This is a genomic window from Massilia sp. LXY-5, assembly GCF_059801075.1.
Genome location: NZ_JBNNEH010000003.1, coordinates 784625 through 803258, shown reverse-complemented (window position 1 = coordinate 803258; position 18634 = coordinate 784625). Strand labels below are relative to the sequence as shown.

Here is an 18634-nt window from a genome sequence, read left to right as displayed (position 1 = left end):
GATCAGGGCGGGACGGCCCTGCCCGTCTCTGCATGGCGCGGCGCGGCCGGCCAGAGACTAACGGGTCGCCGCAGCCTCCGTCAGTTGGCAGGTATTCGCCCGGCAGGCCGCAACCGGTGTCGGCATCACCTGGCAATTCGAGATCATGCCGGAGCGCTGGTTGCTCGCCTGCTGCTCGCCATGGTAACGCTCGGCCAGTGCTTTGAGTTCGGCGGCGTCCGTACTGGCCGTCGAGTAGGCGAGATGGCTGGCGGGGCCGCCGCAGGGCTTGGCGCCGATCGGCAGCACCTGGCACTGGCTGTCGCTCGTGCACCCGGCTTTGCCGACGAGCGCGTGAATCCGCTCCAGTGTGCCGGATGCCGCGGACCCAAGGCCGGGTGCGGGCGCCTGGACGGCAGCCGCCGGCGCAGCTGGCGTGGAAGGCGGGCCGTCGGCCCGGGTGGCGCAGGCCGTACAGGCCAGCAATAAGAGAATGGCAAGTTGTCGCATGAGCTCATCATACCCGTGCGCTCCCGCGGGTCAAGCGTGCGCTGCCTGGAGCGCCGACATGCGGGAAAGGCGGCTACCGATCCGACCGTTGTGCAGCTGTGGCGAGCACCATGCGCGGGTGGAGTCCGGGTTGCACCTCAGCCGTTCAAGAAGATTCCACACTTAACGCGAACAGCGCAAAAAAAAAGGCACACCTGGCCGCCGCCGGTGTGCCTGTTTGCTGCCTGCGGACTTAGCGCATGCGGCGTTGGCGTGCCATCCCGGTCATGATCGCCAGGCCGAACACCAGCAGGGCCAGGGCCGCCGGCTCCGGCACTTCGGCGACGTTCACGGCTGCCGCATCGAAGGAGACGGCAACTGGCGTGTCCGGCATCAGGTCGAAGGTGGCCAGGTTGCCCGACGCGAGCAGGTATTCGCCGAAGCCCGGGCTGTACAGGGCTACTCCGAGCGTGGTCCCGTCGCCGGCCGGGCCGAGGTCGCCAAAGCGTACGTCGAAGCCGAAGCTGCCCCCGAGATTGACTTCCTGCGTGAACGCATTCAAGCCGGTGCCGTTGCCCAGCACGACACCCGAGGCGAGATCGCCGGCGGCATCGCCCTCGAACATGCTGCCGGCAGCGAAATCGCCGACAAAATTACTCAGCATCGCGCTGGCGGCCGCCGACGAATCGAGCCCGAGGAAGCTGAAGTCGAGCAAGCCCTTGCCTGCCAGCGGCGAGGTATCGACGGTGACGTGGTACATCGGTCCGGCAAGGGCCGAGCCCATCCCGCTAACGAGCATCAGCGCCAGCAGTGCGCGGGAGAACAGGTTTTTCAGGTTGATCATGTTTTTATTCCTTAGAAAGTGCCGCTGAACAGCGTCGGGGTGTAGCCGATGCTCGTTTTCGATGGGTTGGTGAAGGTGGTCGTGACGGTCACCGAGGCGCCGGCTGCCAGCGAGGCGTTCGGCAGGGTCAGGTAAGGGGCGCCGCCCTGGTCGCCGCTCTTGCCGTCGAGCGTGACGCCGGCCGTCAAGCCTTGCAGCACCAGTTGCAGCGGACCGTTCAGTGCCGCGGCGCTCTTGTTGGTGATGGTCACGGTGCCGGTGTACTTGCCGCTGACACGGTTCAGGGTAATGCCCGAACGAGCGATCGTGGTCGAGGCGGTCACGTCGGCATAGGTCGCTGCCAGGTTCAGGCTGACGACCACCGGATCGTGGTCCGATGCGCGGTAAGGGTTGGCCACGTACGGATCCTGGCCGGTCGCCTCGATGTTGTAGTCAATCGCTTCCGGCTCGTCCGCATTGTTGTGCCACTCGGTCACGCCGGCAACCTGGGCAGCCAGGCTGGTGCTCGCCAGTGCATGGTCGAGGTAGCCGCTCTCGCCGCCGAAGACATACGAATACGGGGTGCCGTTCGGACGCACGAAGCGCTCGATCTGGTTCTCGTACCCGGCGGCGTTCAGCACACGGATCGGGTCTTCCATGCCGTAGGCGTTCATGTCGCCCACGATCAGCACGTCGGCATCGTTGGCAGCCGCCTTCACCTGCGGCAGGAAGGTGTCGCGCAGGCGCTCGACCTGTGTCACGCGCGTCGCGTTCCAGCAGCCCTGGCCGTCGCCGCTGTCGGCGTCGCCGCCGCTCGAGCCGCCGCAGCCGCCCTTCGACTTCAGGTGGTTGACCACCAGCGAGAACTTGCCGCCGTTGCCCGCCTTGAAGGTCTGGGCGATAGGGGCGCGGTTGTTGATGGCGTTGCCATCCGACAGCGCGCTGCCGACCAGGCTGACCGCGTTCGGCTTGTAGATCATCGCCACGCGGATCGCGTCGGTGCCGGTTGCGGCCGGCTTCGGCACGACGGCATAGGTACCGGCGCCCATCTTGCCGTTGAGCTGATCGACCAGGTAGCCGACGGCGATGTCGTCGTTGTTCTGGATTTCCATCAGGCCGACGACGTCGGCGTTGATCGCGGCCAGCGAGTTGACGATCTTGTCGCGCTGGCGCACGAATTCCGCCATGTTGTCGGCGCCGCGGCAGTTCGATTTGCTGGTCGTGCTGCCGATCTTGCAGCCCTGGCCGGTGCGGCCCCAGGCATCGCTGCCGTCGGTGAAGGTGGTGAAGAAATTCAGCACGTTGGCGCTGGCGACCCGCACGTTACCCGCTGCCACTTGCGGTGCCGGCAGGCGCTCGTTGGTGCGCGAGAAGCGCGGCGTTGCCGTCGGCTGCAGCTTGAAGGCCGCGCCGCCACCGCCGATGGCGCCGAAATCGAGCACGCCGGTCAGGTCGTCGACGGTGTCGCCGCTACGCACGGTGCCGTCGGCGAACAGGTAAGGAATCGTGGTTGGCGTGGTGAAGATGCCGTCGTCGAGGACGACGATGTTGGCCGCATTTGCCGCCGCCTGGGCGCGCGCCTCGGCGGAACCCGGCACGTAGCGGTTGGTCGGGATCTCGCGGCGGCCGGCGGACAGGGTCAGCTCGCCGCGTTCGCCCAGGTAGGCGTTGCCGTTGACGGTCAGCGGCGTCGTGAAGCGCACCAGCATGCCCTCGAAACGGGCCAGGTCGGTCGGCATCTCGACATTGGTCGGGGCGATGCTGATGCCGCTGCCCAGTTTCGTGAGCGCGCCGATGTCCTTGAACTCGGTGTAGGAACGGGTCGCGCCGCTCGGCGTGTATTCGGTGACGGTGCCGGTGACGCGCACCAGGTCGCCGACGGCGACGCCGGCGCTCGAGCCGAACACGAAGATGCCGTCCGAGGTGGCCGGGTTGCCGTCGCCGTTCTGGTCCTGGATGAAGAAGCCGCTGCCGACCAGGGCCGTGACCACGCCCTGGGTGGTCTGGACCGTGTTGTTGTAGGTCGACTTCGGCTCCGAACCCTGGATCTGCGGAATCGTCAGCTGGCCGGCGACGCGCACGGCGATGCTGCAGCTGGCGCTCTGGCCGTCGTTGTTGCCGAAACCGATCCTGAGGGCATAGCTGCCGGCGGCGACGCTCGCGCCCACGCGCAGGGTGGCGCTGGCGTCCGCGCCGGCGCCGCTGGCGGCGACGACGTTTTCCAGGCCGATGCCCGCCACGCCGCCGGACTCGATGACGATGCTGTTGACGCTGCTGTCGCCGTCACGCGCCGACAGCAGCGCCGTGGTGCCCACGCCCTGCTCGGCCTGCAGGCTGGTCGGACACGTGGCGACGATTTCCTGGACGACCGGGCCGCTCGGCTTGCAGGCGTTCAGCGGCGTGTCCGAGCGGCGCGGCAGGAACACCGCGGCGGCCGTGAAGTCCGCCGCGTTGTTGTCGGTATCGGTGCAGCCGGCCGCCAGGCGCTGGACCGAGGTCGTCGTCGAGGGTGCAGGGGCCGGGGCGGTTTCGCTGCGGTTGGCGGCGCCATAGCCGACCAGGTCGATGATCGTGTTTTCGGTCGCGTCGGTCAGCTTGCTCGTGGTGTTGGCCAGGGCGACCCTGCCGGCCGTCGCCGCCAGCGACATCGCCCAGTTGTGGTCGATGGCGCCGATGTCGGCGCCCGCGGACTGGACATTGCCGGCCACCAGGAAATACTGGCCCGGTTTCAGGGTCACGGTCTCCGGCAAGACGCCGAACGAGGACCAGGTCGTGCCCGTTGCCGACGCATACTGCAGGCTCTTGCCCTTCAGGCTGATGTCCTCGCTGCCGCGGTTGAACAGTTCGATGAAGTCGCGGTTGTAGGTTGCGCCTGCGCTGGCGCCGCCCCCATAGACATGACTGATGACGAGATCGGCTGGCGCGGCGAGCGCGCTTCCCGACAGTCCGGCCAATAAGGCGGCCAGGACCGCGAGGCGGCCTGCCGGTGTGTTCATTGCAACGTGCATGTTCATGGGCTTCCTAGAGAGATGGGAGGGCATATTGTGTTGTCGATGCGGATAGGCATTTTATTATTAGAAATAATTTTATTGTGGAAATTTGACACGCTGATGACGCGCCGTGTTGCGCGACGGGCAACAGATGAGGTAAGGCGACAACATATTGATTCCACTCGGCAATATCAATCCAGGGCGTTCTCATTGTGACGTGGCAAACGGTTCACCAGCTTGTTCAAATCTGACCAAACCGCGCGAGACGACAGGCAAAAAAAAACGAGCGTCGCCGCTCGTTTTTCTTTGTTGCCAACGCGTCTCAGGAACGCTTGTAGATGTCCTCGAAGCGCACGATGTCGTCCTCGCCGAGATAGCTGCCCGACTGCACTTCAATGATGTGCAGCGGCAGTTTGCCCGGGTTCTCGAGGCGGTGGTTCATGCCGATCGGGATATAGGTCGATTCGTTTTCCGATAGCAGGCTGACCTTCTCGCCGCAGGTGACGCGTGCCGTGCCCGACACCACGACCCAGTGCTCGGCGCGGTGGTGGTGCATCTGCAGCGACAGCTTTTCGCCCGGCTTGACGGTGATGCGCTTGACCTGGAAGCGGTCGCCGGCATCGATGCCCTCGTAGTGGCCCCAGGGACGATAGACCTTGGTGTGGTGCAGGTGCTCGGTGCGCTCCTTCGACTTCAGGTGGTCGACCACCTGCTTGACGCGCTGCACCGCGCTCTTGTGCGCCACCAGCACGGCGTCGTTGGTCTCGACGACAACGATGTCGTCCAGGCCGACCACGGCCACGATGCGGCTCTCGGCGCGCACCAGCGAATTCTTCACGCCGTCCAGGTAGACGTCGCCGCGCTGGGCATTGCCGTTCTCGTCCTTCGGCTGCACTTCCCACAAGGCCGACCAAGAACCGACATCGCTCCAGCCGATATCGGCCGGCACGACCACGGCGTTGGCCGTGTGTTCCATGACGGCATAGTCGATCGAGTCCGACGGGCAGCTGGCAAAGGCTTCCTCGTCGAGGCGGCAGAAATCGAGGTCGCGGTAGCCGGTGGTCATGGCCTTCTCGGCCGCAGCGGCGATTTCCGGCGCAAACCTGCCCAGTTCGGCCAGGTATTGCTCAGCCGCGAACATGAACATGCCGCTGTTCCAGTAATAGCCGCCATCGGCGACGAAGGCCTGGGCGGTCGCCAGGTCCGGCTTCTCGACGAAGCGCTCGACCTGGTAGCAGCCTTCGCAGGCAGCCAGGGCGGCGCCGCGGCGGATGTAGCCGTAGCCGGTTTCCGGCGACTGCGGCACGATGCCAAAGGTGGCCAGACCGCCGTCTTTCACCAGGCTCGCGGCGCGGATCACGGCATCCTTGAATGCTTCCGTGTTTTCGATCACGTGGTCGGCCGGCAGCACCAGCATGACCGCCTCCGGATCGATCGACTTCAGGAAGTGCGCGGCCGCGGCCACCGCCGGAGCGGTATTCCGGCCGGCCGGCTCGAGCAGGATCCCCAGCGGCGTGATGCCGGCCTCGCGCAGCTGCTCGGCCACCATGAAGCGGTGGTCGTTGCCGCACACGACCAGCGGCGCCTGCAGACCCGGCAGGCCGGCGACGCGCAGCGCAGTGTCCTGGAGCATGGTCTTGTCGGCCACGATCGGCAGCAGCTGCTTCGGCAGCACGGCGCGCGACAATGGCCACAGACGGGTGCCGGCACCGCCAGAGAGGATCACTGGATAAATTTTCATGCGTTCGCTTTCTTCTATCGACTATTACTTTTCTGGCCTGCGTTTTCTCTGCGGCTGCTGCGGCGGCGATCGCGTGCGTTCAACCACTCCTCGGAACTGTATTCGGAGGCGTGCTTCATTTCCCCTGCGCGGTCCACACTATATTCTTTGAACACGATCATTTCGTTAAGTGTTACATCGTGCAACACACGAGTATATTCAAACAACACGCTGCGGACAACCTCGGCGCCTTCGCAGATGTGGCTGCCGTGGCCGATCCACGTCGGTCCGACGATGTGCACGCCCGCTTCGATTCGTACGCCCGAGCCGATATAGACCGGACCTTCGATCGTGGTGCCGTTCCAGTCGATGCTCGTGTTCAGGCCGACCCACAGGCCCGGCTCGATCTGGGTGCCGGGCACGTCCATGTGGCTGACTTCGCCGGTCAGCACGGTCTGCAGCACTTCCCAGTAGTCGGACATGGTGCCGATATCGAGCCAGTTGAACGGACGGCCCTGGGCGTAGAACGGCAGGCCGCGCTCGGCCAGCAGCGGGAACAACTCGGAGCCGATGTCGAAGGACACGCCGGACGGGATCAGGTCGATCACTTCGGGTTCGAAGATATAGATGCCGGTACTGATGAAGTTCGACTTCGCTTCTTCCTGGCTCGGCTTTTCCTGGAATTCTGTGATGCGCCCTTCTTCGTCGGTGACCACCACGCCATACGAGGACACTTTGTCCCACGGCACTTCCTTGGTGATGACCGAGGCCATTGCACCCTTGCGGCGGTGTTCGAGCAGGGCGGCCTTCAGGTCGAGGTCGATCAGCGCGTCGCCGCACATCACGATCGTGGTGTCGTCGAAGAACTGGCCGAATTCCTGGATCTTCTTCATGCCGCCGGCCGAGCCGATCGGCTCGGGCACGATGGTGCCGTCATCGGTCGTATAGCCTTCGAAGGAATAGCCGATCTGGACGCCGAACTGCTCGCCCTCGCCGAAATACTCTTCGATCTTTTCGTGCAGCCAGCTGACGTTGACCATGATTTCGGTCACGCCGTGTTTCTTCAGATGTTCGACCAGGTAAGCCATCACCGGTTTACCCAGCAGGGGAATCATCGGTTTCGGGAGGTCGTACGTGAGCGGGCGAACGCGCGTGCCCTTGCCTGCCGCGAGAATCATAGCTTTCATTTAACCCATCCTTTGGTGGGGCCTTGATAAAACCTACTGCGCGTCGGTTTCTCAAGGCCCTGTTACGTTAGTGATTGGAAGTCTGGTAGCGCCAGGTGTCGGCGCACATCTGCGCCACGTCGCGCGTGGCAACCCAGCCCAGTTCGTCGCGCGCACGCGCCGGATCGGCATAGCACTTGGCGATGTCGCCCGGACGGCGGTCGACGATCTGGTACGGGACCGGGCGGCCGCTGGCCTTCTCGAAGGCGCGCACCATTTCCAGCACGCTGTTGCCATGGCCGGTGCCGAGATTGTAGGTGACCAGGCCAGGGCCTTGCGCCAGCTTGTCAAGGGTCTTCACGTGGCCGATCGACAGGTCGACGACGTGGATGTAGTCGCGCATGCCGGTGCCGTCCGGGGTCGGATAGTCGCCGCCATAGACCGACAGTTTCTCGCGCTGGCCAGTGGCGACCTGGGCGATGTAGGGCACCAGGTTGTTCGGGATGCCGGACGGCGATTCTCCGATCAGGCCGCTTTCATGGGCGCCCACCGGGTTGAAATAGCGCAGCAGCGCGATGCGCCAGTCCGGCGCGGCCTTGATCAGGTCACGCAGGATGTCTTCGATCATCAGCTTGCTGCGGCCGTAGGGATTGGTGGCCGACAGCGGGAAGTCCTCGGTGATCGGCACCGAGGCCGGGTCGCCATAGACCGTGGCCGAGGAGCTGAACACGAGCGTCTTGACGCCGAATTTCGCCATCGTCTCGAACAGCACCACGCTGCCGGAAACGTTGTTGTCGTAATAGCGCAGCGGCTGCGCCACCGATTCGCCGACGGCTTTCAGGCCGGCGAAGTGGATCACGGCGTCGACCTTGTGGGCGGCAAAGGCCGCTTCCATGGCCGCGCGGTCGCGGATGTCGGCTTCGACGAAGTCGAAGGCCTTGCCCGTGATCTTTTGCACCTGGTCCTGGACCGAGCGCTGGGCGTTGGAGAGATTGTCGACCACGACCACGTCGTACCCGGCATTTTGCAACTCGACGACGGTGTGGGAACCAATGTAGCCCACGCCGCCCGTAACCAGAATCTTCATTGTCGTCACTCTCTTAAACAGTTGATGCGCACCTGTTTCGGCGCTCCAGAACGGCGTTCATCGCCGTCCCCCTCTTGTCCTTTGGCAGCGGTTCTATGACCGCGTCTTCCCTAATTCGGCGCGTCCCGCAAGACGCTCCGCAATTCTTTACTGCCGGCGCATCTGCGCCGCTTCCTTGATCAGCACCCAGATAAACGCCATGTCCTCGATGAAGTAGCGCCGGAACATGCGGCGCGGCTCCTGCAGGAAGCGATAAAACCATTCCAGGCCGGCCCGCTGCATCCAGCGGGGGGCACGCTTGACGCGGCCAACCGCCACGTCGAAGGTGCCGCCCACGCCCATCGCAAACGGATACGCATCGTTTCCTGCCTCCGCCTCGCCCTGCCAGTAGCCGTCGCGCCAGCCGCGCTCGCTCGAGCGGCGCATCGGCGCCTCGAACAGGTCGACCCCGGCGACGCGCTCCCTGAGCGGCTTGCCTGATAAACGCGAAGCCCATACCACCGGCATGCCGTCGACATTGACCAGGGCGCGGTCGTTGATGATGCGCCGCAGTCCTTCGTCACGGCTGGCCTTGACCAGCTTGTCCACGTTCACCACCACGTGCTGATGGGGCTTGCCGGAACGGATGAATTCCCCGATACGTCCAAGGGTTTCCTCCATCGACAGGTTGTCGATCCTGCAGCCCATCATCGTGATGGAAGGGCTCATTTCCTAGGCCCTGGCCAACTCGCGTGCCAGTACTTCCACGATGCGTTCGGCGGCCTTGCCATCCCACAGGTGCGGGCGGCGGCCCTGCTTGCCCTCGCCGCGCAGGACCTTGCGCGCTTCCAGCATGATTTTTTCCGGGTCAGTGCCGGCCAACACGTTCGAACCCTCTTCGACCGTGACCGGACGCTCGGTGTTTTCGCGGATCGTGACGCAAGGCACGCCGAGCGCCGTCGTTTCTTCCTGCAGGCCGCCGCTGTCGGTCAGCACCACGGCCGCGTCCTTCCACAGGTTGAGGAAGGCCATGTAGGCTTGCGGACCGGCCAGGGTCACGTTCGGACCGAGGTCGATGCCGAATTTTTCAATATTGGCGCGGGTGCGCGGGTGCACCGGGAAGATCAGCGGCAGCTCATTCGCGATTTCCTTCAGCGCGCCGGCGATGCGGGCGAACATGACCGGGTCGTCGACATTGCTTGGACGGTGCATGGTGACGACGCCGTATTGACCGCCATTCTTCTGCGCCGCGGCTTTGAAAGCGGCGGTCTCGAAATCGGAGGTATCGGCGCGGGTCAGCTTGTCGGCCTGGAACAGGACGTTGTCGACCATCACGTGGCCGACATAGTGCACGGCCGAGTCCGGCTTGCCTTCGCGCTTCAGGTGTTCGACGGCCGCCGGTTCGGTGGCGAAGAACCAGTCCGAAATGCTGTCGGTGACGAGGCGGTTGATTTCCTCGGGCATCGACATGTCGCCGCTGCGCAGGCCGGCCTCGACGTGGGCGACCGGGATGTTCAGCTTTTTCGCGACGATCGAGCAGGCCAGCGTGGAGTTCACGTCGCCCACGACCAGCACGGCCGCCGGACGCTCGGCCATGCACAGTTCCTCGAAACCGACCATGATCTTGGCGGTCTGCTGGGCATGGCTGCCGCCGCCGGCGGCCATGAAGACGTCCGGTTGCGGAATGCCGAGTTCCTCGAAGAATACGTCGTTCATTTCGCGGTCGTAGTGCTGACCGGTGTGGATGATCTTGAACGACAGCGCCTGTTGTGCCTGCAGTGCACGCACGATGGGGGCGATCTTCATGAAATTGGGCCTTGCGCCCGCGACCAGATAAATGAGCATTTTCAGACTTCCCTAAACAGCTATAGTAATTATGGCTACTTGTTAAAAAAACGTTATTGTAAACTTACATTCGACCGGAACGGCGGACGATACGGTCGAGATACGAAGCACGTCGCTCGGCTCCTTCGACTGGTAGCAGCGCGAATACCAGCCCAGGGGCGGGTTTTCGGCGCCGCGCACGAGTTCGAGCTTGAGGTCGGGCCCGGTCGTGTGCATCTGCAGCGCGAAGCGCTTGCCGCGTACGTGCAGGCCGGTGCTGGTGAGCCGGACGTTCAGTTCTGGAGCGAAATGCCAGAACAGCTCGATCGCATGGGACTTCTTCGCAGCAACTTCGTCGCGCACGACCAGGGTACTGGTGGCGGCGTCGTAACGTACGCTGCGCAGGTGGCGCACCGGGTCCGACAGGCGGCTGTAGCCGTCGTGCGAGCCGCGGAAATCGAATTCATGGGGAGAAGCAGGCATGCGTTCGATGCTGGCGCGGGCCTTGCGCAGCCACATGAAACGTCCGCCCGAGACCGACTGGTCGCGCCCGTCCACGCGCACCGTGTTGTGGGCCGAGGTGCCGCGGAAGTAATCGCGCCACTTCTGCCCCTGCCAATAGGAATAGGTGCCGGAATCGACCAGCACCTGTTCGCCCGCCACCGACAGCGTCAGGGACAGGGCGTCGGCATGGCCGTGGGCGGCGATGCCGAGGTAGCCGAGCGGGCCGCAGTCGAGCATGCCCTTGATCTCGTTTTCCTCGCCGAACTGGGAACCGAACAGCAGGTAGCCTCCGTCCGGGAAGGCCCAGCCGGTGTCGGACTCGTGGGGATCGGCGTCGGGCCGTCTGCCGGGCAGCGCATGCAGCAGCCAGCGCACGCCCGGGTGGCTGGCCGGCTGGGCGCCGAACACGCTCTCGCCCAGCGCCAGCAATTGCGCCGCGCGGTCACTGCCGGCCGCGTCCAGGCGGAACACGCTGCCGTCGTCGCTGTCGCCCACGTTCGGCACATGGCCGTTGATGTCGCGCACGGAACGCAGGAAACGCAAGGCGCGCTGCAGCACGCTCCAGTAGGTGCGCGAAAAACCCACGTCGCAGGCCTGGCCTACCAGTCCTGCGACAAACAGGAACTCGGCCGAAAACACATGGTAGCCGAAGGCCTGCTCGCGGTTCACGCCGTCGAGCGAATACTGCAGGCGCGCCTGCTGCTCGAGTTCGCGCCTGGCCTGCTCCATCCAGGCGCTCGATGCTTTCCAGCAGGGCCAGACCGAGCTGGCCACGAACAGGCCGGTCAGTTCGCCGATCAGGTGGTTGTTGGCCGAGGAGTGGCGCGACAGGTTGCGCGAAATCGTGCGGCAGTGGGCGTGGATGCTATCCAACCAGTCGGCGCGCAGGCGCTGGCCCGATTCGCCGGCGAAGAGCAGGCTCGCCTCGCCGCCCACCAGTTGCCACAGCAAGGCCCAGTTGACCAGGCGGATACCCAGCTCCATCGGGCTGGTCCAGTTGGGACCCAGCAGCGGCGGGCACTGGTCGAGCCAGCTGCGCAGCTGCTGCTCGAGCGCGTGCAGCCAGCGCACGTCGCCGCTCACGCTCCAGGCCTGGGCCAGGCGCACGAGGTGCAGGTGGCGGTTCAGTTCCCAGACGTGCTTGATGTCGCCGACCAGCTCGGGATTGTCGATGGCGATGTTGTCGGAGAATATGGAAGGGCCGGTCACGCCGCTGTACGGATCGCGGTTCCAGACGGTCGGCACGCCGACGTCGAAACTGCGGTCGGCGAACAGGACTACGTGGCCGGCGCAGATGCGGTCGGCTTCGGCCAGCAGGGCATCGACCTCGCCCGGATGCATGGTGGGGGCGCCCTGGACGTTGAAGGTGCGTGCCCGCGGCAAAGGCGCCGAGGTCGGTGCGGATACCGCGCGCAAGGTGGCCCCGCGCGCCATTTTCGCGCGTGCCGCCCGGCGCACGCGGTAGCCGATTTCGGCCACCGACATGCAGCGCAGACGATTCACCCACCACACCATGCGTACTGTTGCGTTCATCAAGCCCCCGCCAAATCGTTATAGATCGCGGCCAGGCGGCCGCAGATCGCTTCTGTTGAATAGTGTTGCACCACCGTGTCGCGTGCCCGCGTCCCGAGCCACACGCAAGTTCGCATCGTCCAGCATCCGCGCCGGCGCCGGCGTAGGGCGCGGCAGCGCCGCCACGCCGCGCGCGTCGTCTCCTGGCGCCTCGGGAATCCGGCCGACACGGCTGGCGAATCCCGCCTTGCCGGCCGCTGGCGCGTCGAGCGGCTCGGCCATGTCTGTTGCTTGTGCCAAGGGGCCGGGGAGCACGCCACGTCCGGGCTGGCATGGTCGATGATGACTTGCGGCAGCGGCGCCACATTCGGCACCACCGCGCGCACGCCGGCCGCGCAGCCGCGCACGAAAGCGGCCCAGCCGTCGGTAAGGGCGACCAGGAGCGAACTGCGCTCGAGGATGCGGGCAATGACCTGCCGGAATCCGCGCGCCGCCCCTCCCAGGCTGGCAAGGACCTTCCCTTGGCAGTGGACGCCGACATGACGCACACGCTTCTGTTCGGACAGCTCGCCGGCCCGCAGGATCGCCACCAGCGCCGCCACCCCGTCGTACCCTTCCACGGCGATACCATGCATCGTGACGCGCGGCGCGCGCGCTGTCATGCACGCACTCCGGCGCTCGGGAGCACAGCCAATCTGTTGGAGAGGAAGGGTTTCACTATTCTTGATAAAGGCACAATATTTCGATCATACATCAACTGTTGCTGCTTCCGCGCACGGTTCAGCCTTCGCGCGCGATAAATTCGAACTTGCAGTTAGCGCGCCAATCCCGGCACCCGCTCCACTGCGACTTCTACGCCCGGTACGCCCAGCAGGATGGCCTGACCCTGTGCGGCCTCCTCAATCGCCTGCCGGGGGAGCGCGGGACACGACGACCCGCTATCGGCAACTGCCGTCGCTCGAATACAACACCGGATGCGGCTATGGCAGCAGGAGCAGGGAGTGCGGCGTGGGTCTTCAGCGCCTACGTCCCCATGGTGCCAGCATACGGTGGTAGGACAGCGCGACCTCGCGCGCCAGGATGTCGTAGGTGCGGTTTTTCCGGACCCAGGGCGGCCCCCGTTCGGCGCAGTGCGCGGCAAGGCCCGGATCGCGCAGCAGGCGCAGCGTAGCGTCGGCGAAGGCGCCCGCCTCCATCGGCACGCACATGCCGGCGCCACTCTCTTCGATGATCCGCTGCTGGTCGGGAATGTCGTTGGCCACGCCCGGGATGCCGAGCGCCAGGTATTCGACCAGCCTGGTCGGCGACGAGACGTCGTGCAGCCTGCCGCGTGGAATCGGCGACAGGCCGACCTCGGCCCGCACCGCATAACCCAGCGCCGCCGCCTGCTCCAGCCAGCCGGTGAGCAGCACGTGGTGCCCGAGGCCGCGCGCCGCAATTGCATTACGCATCCACACCATCTCGTCGACCGAGGGCGCTTCGCCGGCGATCACCAGCAGCACCTCGGGGATCTGTTCGCGCAGGCGCAGGACGACGTCGAGCAGGAAGTCGGAACGGCGCGAGCGGGCCACGCGGCCCAGGTACAGCACGACCCGGCGCCCCGCCAGGCGCGGATCATGGCTGGGCGCGATGGTGCGGCGATCGAAGAGGGTGGCGTCGACGCCCATCGGCACCGGCGTCATGCGTTCGGGCGCGATGCCGAGGCCTGCCAGCCAATCGCGCATGGCCTCGCTCTGTACGAAGACATGGTCGGCGCGCGGCAGCACCAGCCGGTAGACGACACGGCGCGAGAGGAAGGCACGCAGCGCATGCGCCAGCCAGGCCGGCCAGCGGCCCTGGCGCGCCAGCGCATCGCGCCGCGCCTCGAAGCCTTCCACGATCGGGAAGGACATCCAGTAGACAAAGGGAATCCGCAACAGGCGTGCCGCCAGCAGGGCCAGCAGCGCGCTGGCGACCTTGTCGCGCACCTGGATGCAGTCCGGCCGTGCACTGCGCCAGGCGCACAGCAGCCCGAACGCATCCCAGAGAGGCGCGAGCAGGCTGGCGAAGCGGCTGCGCAGGCTGCCCACGACATGCATGCCGCCGGCGCGCCAGGGCCCGGCGCCGGTGCCGCCGCCCTGCCCCACCAGCTCGGTATGCACGCCGTAAGCGGGCATCTCGACGCCGAACAGGGTCGCGACGTCGGCGCGCTGCGGCGGCAGCGGGTCGCGAACGATGAAAGCAATCGAAAAGGGCCGGGTACGCATGGGAGTCTGGTCGAGGTGTCGCTGTCGATACTAGCGCAGCCAATGCGGCAGGAGACCCGCGGCGGCCCAAGCGCGCCGGGGCGCCCGATTGAGGGCAATCAAGGTGCCATGGCCGCGTGTGGGCGCCTTGGAGCGCCGAACAAAACAGTCAGGGCAAGGCGCGGCGCCGCATCGGCGGACCGCGAAGACAGTACGAGGGTACGGCGAGGCGCTGCAACGCGGCCATGGCTGTTTTGTCAGGCGCTCTTGGTCTGCCCGGTCGAGGCCGTCCCTGGCCGTGGCGCAGGCGTCCAGCCGCGCGCGCAGCGCCGCGCTGCGCACGCCTTCGAGCTTGCGGCAAAAATGGGCGCCCGAGGCGCGGATGCGCTCGACATCGGCCTCGGCCAGCACCTGCGCGTTGCGCGAACTGCCCGCAGGCCATTGCACGTAGCGGTAGCTGGACGCCAGGGCCCGGTGCGCGAAGGGAGAAGCCATTACCAGCGTCTGGAAAAACATCTCGTCGTGGCCTGCAGATCCCGGCCGTTATCGTCGAGCCTCGCCGATGCGCATGAGTTCCGGCGGCGCGTTTGACGCAAAAGGACAAACGCACCGATGCCGATGCTAATGTTCGACGGGCCGGACGATATCAGGGATTGGAGTGAGGCTGGTCGTGCACTGAGGCACAGTGCGGTGGCGGGACGCAGGGCGCGTCCGCCGTCGGGAGGCGCCACAGGCAGGCAGCCCGTGGCGCAAGTGTGGCAGGAGCCTCAGGCGTCGCCGCGCGAACGCGCTTCGATCTTTTCCCAGCGCTCGAGGGCATCGAGCAACAGGTCGTCGATCTCGGCGTAGCGGGCGTTGATGCGGCGCGCATCGGCCGGGTTGGTCTTGTAGAAGTCGGGCGCGTTGAGCTGGGCGGTGATGGCCGACTGCTCGTCCTCGAGCGAGGCGATGAGCTTCGGCAGTTCGTCCAGTTCGCGCTGTTCCTTGTAGCTGAGCTTGACCTTCTTCGCGGCGGTGTCGGGCGCGGCGGCCTCGGCTGCCTTGGCCGGCGCCGGCTTGGCGGCCGCGGCGGCGGGCTGGGGTGCGGTTGCCTTGACGCGCTCCCAGTCGGTGTAGCCGCCGACATATTCGCGCCACAGGCCCTGGCCTTCGGCGACGATGACCTGGGTCACGACGTTGTCGAGGAAGGTGCGGTCGTGGCTGACGAGGAAGACGGTACCCGTGTATTCCTCGAGCAGCTCTTCGAGCAGCTCCAGGGTGTCGATGTCGAGGTCGTTGGTCGGCTCGTCGAGCACCAGGCAGTTGGCCGGCTTGGCGAACAGGCGCGCCAGCAGCAGGCGGTTGCGCTCGCCGCCCGAGAGCGACTTGACCGGCGACCGGGCGCGCTCGGGTGCGAACAGGAAGTCGTTCAGGTAGGTCATGACGTGCTTGCGCTGGCCGTTGACTTCCACCCAGTCGCTGCCCGGGGCGATGGTGTCGGCCAGGCTCGCCTCTTCGTTGAGCTGGGTGCGCATCTGGTCGAAATAGGCGACGTTGAGCTTGGTGCCCAGGCGGGTGGTGCCGCTGTCCGCGGTTTCCTCGCCGAGGATCATCTTCAACAGCGTGGTCTTGCCGGCGCCGTTCGGGCCGATCAGGCCGACTTTATCGCCACGCAGGATGGTGCCGCTGAAGTTCGACACGATCACCTTGTCGCCGTAGGACTTCGAGACATTCTCGAGTTCGGCGACGATCTTGCCGGAACGCTCGCCCATGCCGACGTCGAGCTTGATCTGGCCTTGGGTGTCGCGGCGCGCCACGCGTTGCAGGCGCAGCGCCTCGAGACGGCGCACGCGGCCTTCGTCGCGCGTGCGGCGGGCCTGCACGCCCTTGCGGATCCAGATTTCTTCCTGGGCCAGGAATTTGTCGAACTTGGCGTTCTCGACTTCTTCGTTGGCGAGCAGTTCGCGCTTGCGTTCCTGGTAGGTCGTGAAATTGCCGGGGAAGGACAAGAGCTTGCCGCGGTCGAGTTCGATGATGCGGGTGGCGACGTTGTCGAGGAAACTGCGGTCGTGGGTGATGAACAGGACCGAGCCGCGGAATTCGCGCAGCAGGCCCTCGAGCCACATGATCGACTTGAAGTCGAGGTGGTTGGTCGGTTCGTCGAGCAGCAGCACGTCCGGCGCCGACACCAGGGCCACTGCCAGGGCGACGCGCTTCTGCATACCGCCGGACAACGTATTCATTTTTGCTTCGGCAGCCAGGCCGAGGCGGTCGAGCGTGGTGTCGACCTTGTTGTTCAGGTTCCAGCCGTCGGTCGCGTCGAGTTTTACCTGGATGACGTGCATGCGTTCCATCAGCGCCTCGTCGTCCCCCTGGCCGAACTGGCCGGTCAGGGCTTCGTATTCGGCCAGCATGCCCTGCAGCTCGCCCATACCGGCGGCGACGGCGTCGAACACGGTCGACTCCGGATCGAAGGTCGGCTCCTGCTCGACATAGGCGATCTTGATACCCTGCTGCATGACGAGCAGGCCGTCGTCGAGTTTGAAACGCCCGGCAATGGTTTTCAGCAGCGAGGATTTACCCGTGCCGTTACGCCCGATCAGACCGACGCGCTCGCCGGTTTCAAGGGAAAAATCCGCGTGGTCGAGCAGCGCGACGTGACCGAACGCGAGTTGCGCGGACGAGAGAGAAATGACAGCCATAATCTTGTGAGCAGGCCACCCGCGGTGGTCTCACGAAGCTCGTTGAGATGGCGCGGTACGGCGGAGGAAGGTGAAAGAAGCCGCCATTGTACCGATTGCGGCGGCGACACTTCCAATAGTCTTCCAAATAAGCTGCTTTCGTCGGCTGTCATTGCACTCGGTTCAAGAATCTGGAATGGATAGTGCACATGCCTGCTATCAAAAACCTGCGCAAAAGTGCGCAGCGTTCTCTTCCTGCCCCGAACCGTCGTGTCGACCATGTTCGTGCCTGACAGGCGTGACTTCCCCGCCTGCTGCCGGAACCATTCCGACAACAGTGCCCGGCCTTGCCGCCGGACTCGCCACGGGTAGCGCAGTGCGCGCCGCAAGGGCGCCGGTTGCGAGCCGCTGCAAATTGATGGCCGCGTTGATATCGCGGTCGTGACGGACGCCGCAACGACAGGTCCACGCGCGTTCGGCCAGCGCCAGCGTACCGTTTTTCTGTCCGCACGCGGAGCACAGCCTGCTGGAGGGATACCAGCGGTCGGCCAGCACGATGACCGTGCGGTAGCGGCGCGCTTTGTACTGCAGTTGGCGCCGAATCTCATGAAAGCCAACATCGGCAATGCTGCGCGCCAGGCGCGCATTGGCCAGCATTCCTTTAACGTGCAGATCCTCGATCGCCACCGCTTGATTTTCGCGGCACAGGCGCGTCGTGAGCTTGTGGGTAAAATCCGCCCGCACCCGGGCGATGCGCGCATGCAGGCGCGCCAGGCGACGCGCACACTTGATCTGGTTGACTGACCGCGGCAGCCGCACGCCTTTCGGGATACTGCCAGAGATCCCGGCTGCGGCCTTGGCCGCTCGCGTCTTCCTCGACAGGCGACGCGAACGGATGCGCAAGCGACGCAGCGCGGAACGTAGCGGGCGCGGCGCCGCGATCTTTTCGCCCGTACCAAGCGTAGCAGCTGCCGAGATACCCAGGTCGACACCGACCACGCTGTCGCCAGTACGGCGCCGCAGCGCGGCCCCGGCGGGCACCTCGACCTGGACGGCGAGGAACCAGCAATCGGCCTCGCGCGTGACACTGGCACCCATGATCTTGCCCGGGAAACGCAGCGCCTCGGCCAGCGCCACCCGCCCGACCTTCGGCAGGACGGCGCTCCTGCCCTCGAGGCGAAACTTGTCGTTGGCAACATAAAAACTGTCGCGGCAGCGGCCCTTCCGTTTGAAATGCGGCGGCAGCGCCGGCTGGCCGGCGCGTCGAGCGTCAACGTAGCGCGCCCACGCCTTCGCCAGATGCGCGAATGGCTGGGCATGGGCGTCGCGGTGGATGGTGCGCAACCAGGGCCGGCCTTGGGCGTCAAGCCAGTCGGGGTGGGCGTACTTGATCGCGTTGAACTGCTTTTTCAGCGCCATCGCGCTCGGGCGCCGACCCAGCTCCGCCTGCCGCTGCCACTCGGCGAGGGCCCAGTTCCAGACCCGGCGCGCGGTCCCTGCCGCACGTGCGAAGTAATCGCACTGTGCGGAGGTAGCGTTGAGGCGAATGCTATGGGCCAACAACATGGGAGCTGTCCTGCTTGTGCGTTGCGAAGTGTGAGACAAAGCATCCACCGGTACATCCCGTCCAGGATTGCACACGTTTAGATACTAGTCATCCGGCAGCGTTCAACTCT

Annotated in this window: 14 protein-coding genes; all 14 read right to left on the bottom strand. The window is 65.5% G+C overall.

Translation table 11 applies throughout. The annotated features are described in order from the left end of the window. Positions 1-57 precede the first annotated feature (57 nt). The 14 genes from ACI48I_RS12555 to ACI48I_RS12490 all read right to left on the bottom strand — a co-directional run bounded on the left by ACI48I_RS12555 (position 58) and on the right by ACI48I_RS12490 (position 18524). A complete protein-coding gene (locus tag ACI48I_RS12555) occupies positions 58-489 on the bottom strand; it encodes a hypothetical protein (RefSeq protein WP_498574364.1) in 432 nt (143 codons plus the stop codon). Between the two features lie 232 nt (positions 490-721). Continuing rightward, complete coding sequence (locus tag ACI48I_RS12550; RefSeq protein ID WP_193686594.1) at positions 722-1312, bottom strand: NF038129 family PEP-CTERM protein; 591 nt, start codon at positions 1310-1312, stop codon at positions 722-724. A gap of 11 nt (positions 1313-1323) precedes the next feature. After that, a complete protein-coding gene (locus ACI48I_RS12545; protein ID WP_498574363.1) occupies positions 1324-4305 on the bottom strand; it encodes an ExeM/NucH family extracellular endonuclease in 2982 nt (993 codons plus the stop codon). A gap of 298 nt (positions 4306-4603) precedes the next feature. Continuing rightward, entirely contained in the window at positions 4604-6022 is a 1419-nt protein-coding gene (locus ACI48I_RS12540) for a mannose-1-phosphate guanylyltransferase/mannose-6-phosphate isomerase (RefSeq protein ID WP_193686595.1), read from the bottom strand. Between the two features lie 14 nt (positions 6023-6036). Continuing rightward, a complete protein-coding gene (locus ACI48I_RS12535; RefSeq protein ID WP_193686596.1) occupies positions 6037-7188 on the bottom strand; it encodes a nucleotidyltransferase family protein in 1152 nt (383 codons plus the stop codon). Between the two features lie 67 nt (positions 7189-7255). Continuing rightward, positions 7256-8254 carry a UDP-glucose 4-epimerase GalE gene (gene galE / locus ACI48I_RS12530; protein ID WP_193686597.1) on the bottom strand — a complete coding sequence of 333 codons (999 nt, stop codon included), beginning with the start codon at positions 8252-8254 and terminating at the stop codon, positions 7256-7258. Positions 8255-8401: 147 nt separating this feature from the next. Continuing rightward, on the bottom strand, positions 8402-8962 hold the full coding sequence (locus ACI48I_RS12525; RefSeq protein ID WP_498574362.1) for a WecB/TagA/CpsF family glycosyltransferase: 561 nt from the start codon (positions 8960-8962) through the stop codon (positions 8402-8404). A gap of 3 nt (positions 8963-8965) precedes the next feature. Then, positions 8966-10078 (bottom strand): non-hydrolyzing UDP-N-acetylglucosamine 2-epimerase, encoded by a 1113-nt coding sequence (gene wecB, locus ACI48I_RS12520; RefSeq protein ID WP_498574361.1) that lies wholly within the window; start codon positions 10076-10078, stop codon positions 8966-8968. Positions 10079-10120: 42 nt separating this feature from the next. Further along, positions 10121-12094, bottom strand: coding sequence for a heparinase II/III family protein (locus ACI48I_RS12515; protein ID WP_498574360.1), 1974 nt, complete (start codon positions 12092-12094; stop codon positions 10121-10123). After that, entirely contained in the window at positions 12094-12735 is a 642-nt protein-coding gene (locus ACI48I_RS12510; protein WP_498574359.1) for a hypothetical protein, read from the bottom strand. Before ACI48I_RS12510 ends, ACI48I_RS12515 begins: the two co-directional genes overlap by 1 nt. Before the next feature lie 354 nt (positions 12736-13089). Beyond that, complete coding sequence (locus tag ACI48I_RS12505; protein ID WP_498574358.1) at positions 13090-14319, bottom strand: glycosyltransferase; 1230 nt, start codon at positions 14317-14319, stop codon at positions 13090-13092. A 30-nt stretch (positions 14320-14349) separates the two neighbouring features. After that, a complete protein-coding gene (locus ACI48I_RS12500) occupies positions 14350-14814 on the bottom strand; it encodes a hypothetical protein (protein WP_498574357.1) in 465 nt (154 codons plus the stop codon). A gap of 251 nt (positions 14815-15065) precedes the next feature. Beyond that, positions 15066-16979 carry an ATP-binding cassette domain-containing protein gene (locus ACI48I_RS12495; RefSeq protein WP_498574356.1) on the bottom strand — a complete coding sequence of 638 codons (1914 nt, stop codon included), beginning with the start codon at positions 16977-16979 and terminating at the stop codon, positions 15066-15068. A gap of 198 nt (positions 16980-17177) precedes the next feature. Next, positions 17178-18524, bottom strand: a complete 1347-nt coding sequence (locus ACI48I_RS12490) for an RNA-guided endonuclease InsQ/TnpB family protein (protein ID WP_498574355.1) — start codon at positions 18522-18524, stop codon at positions 17178-17180. Positions 18525-18634: the final 110 nt, after the last annotated feature.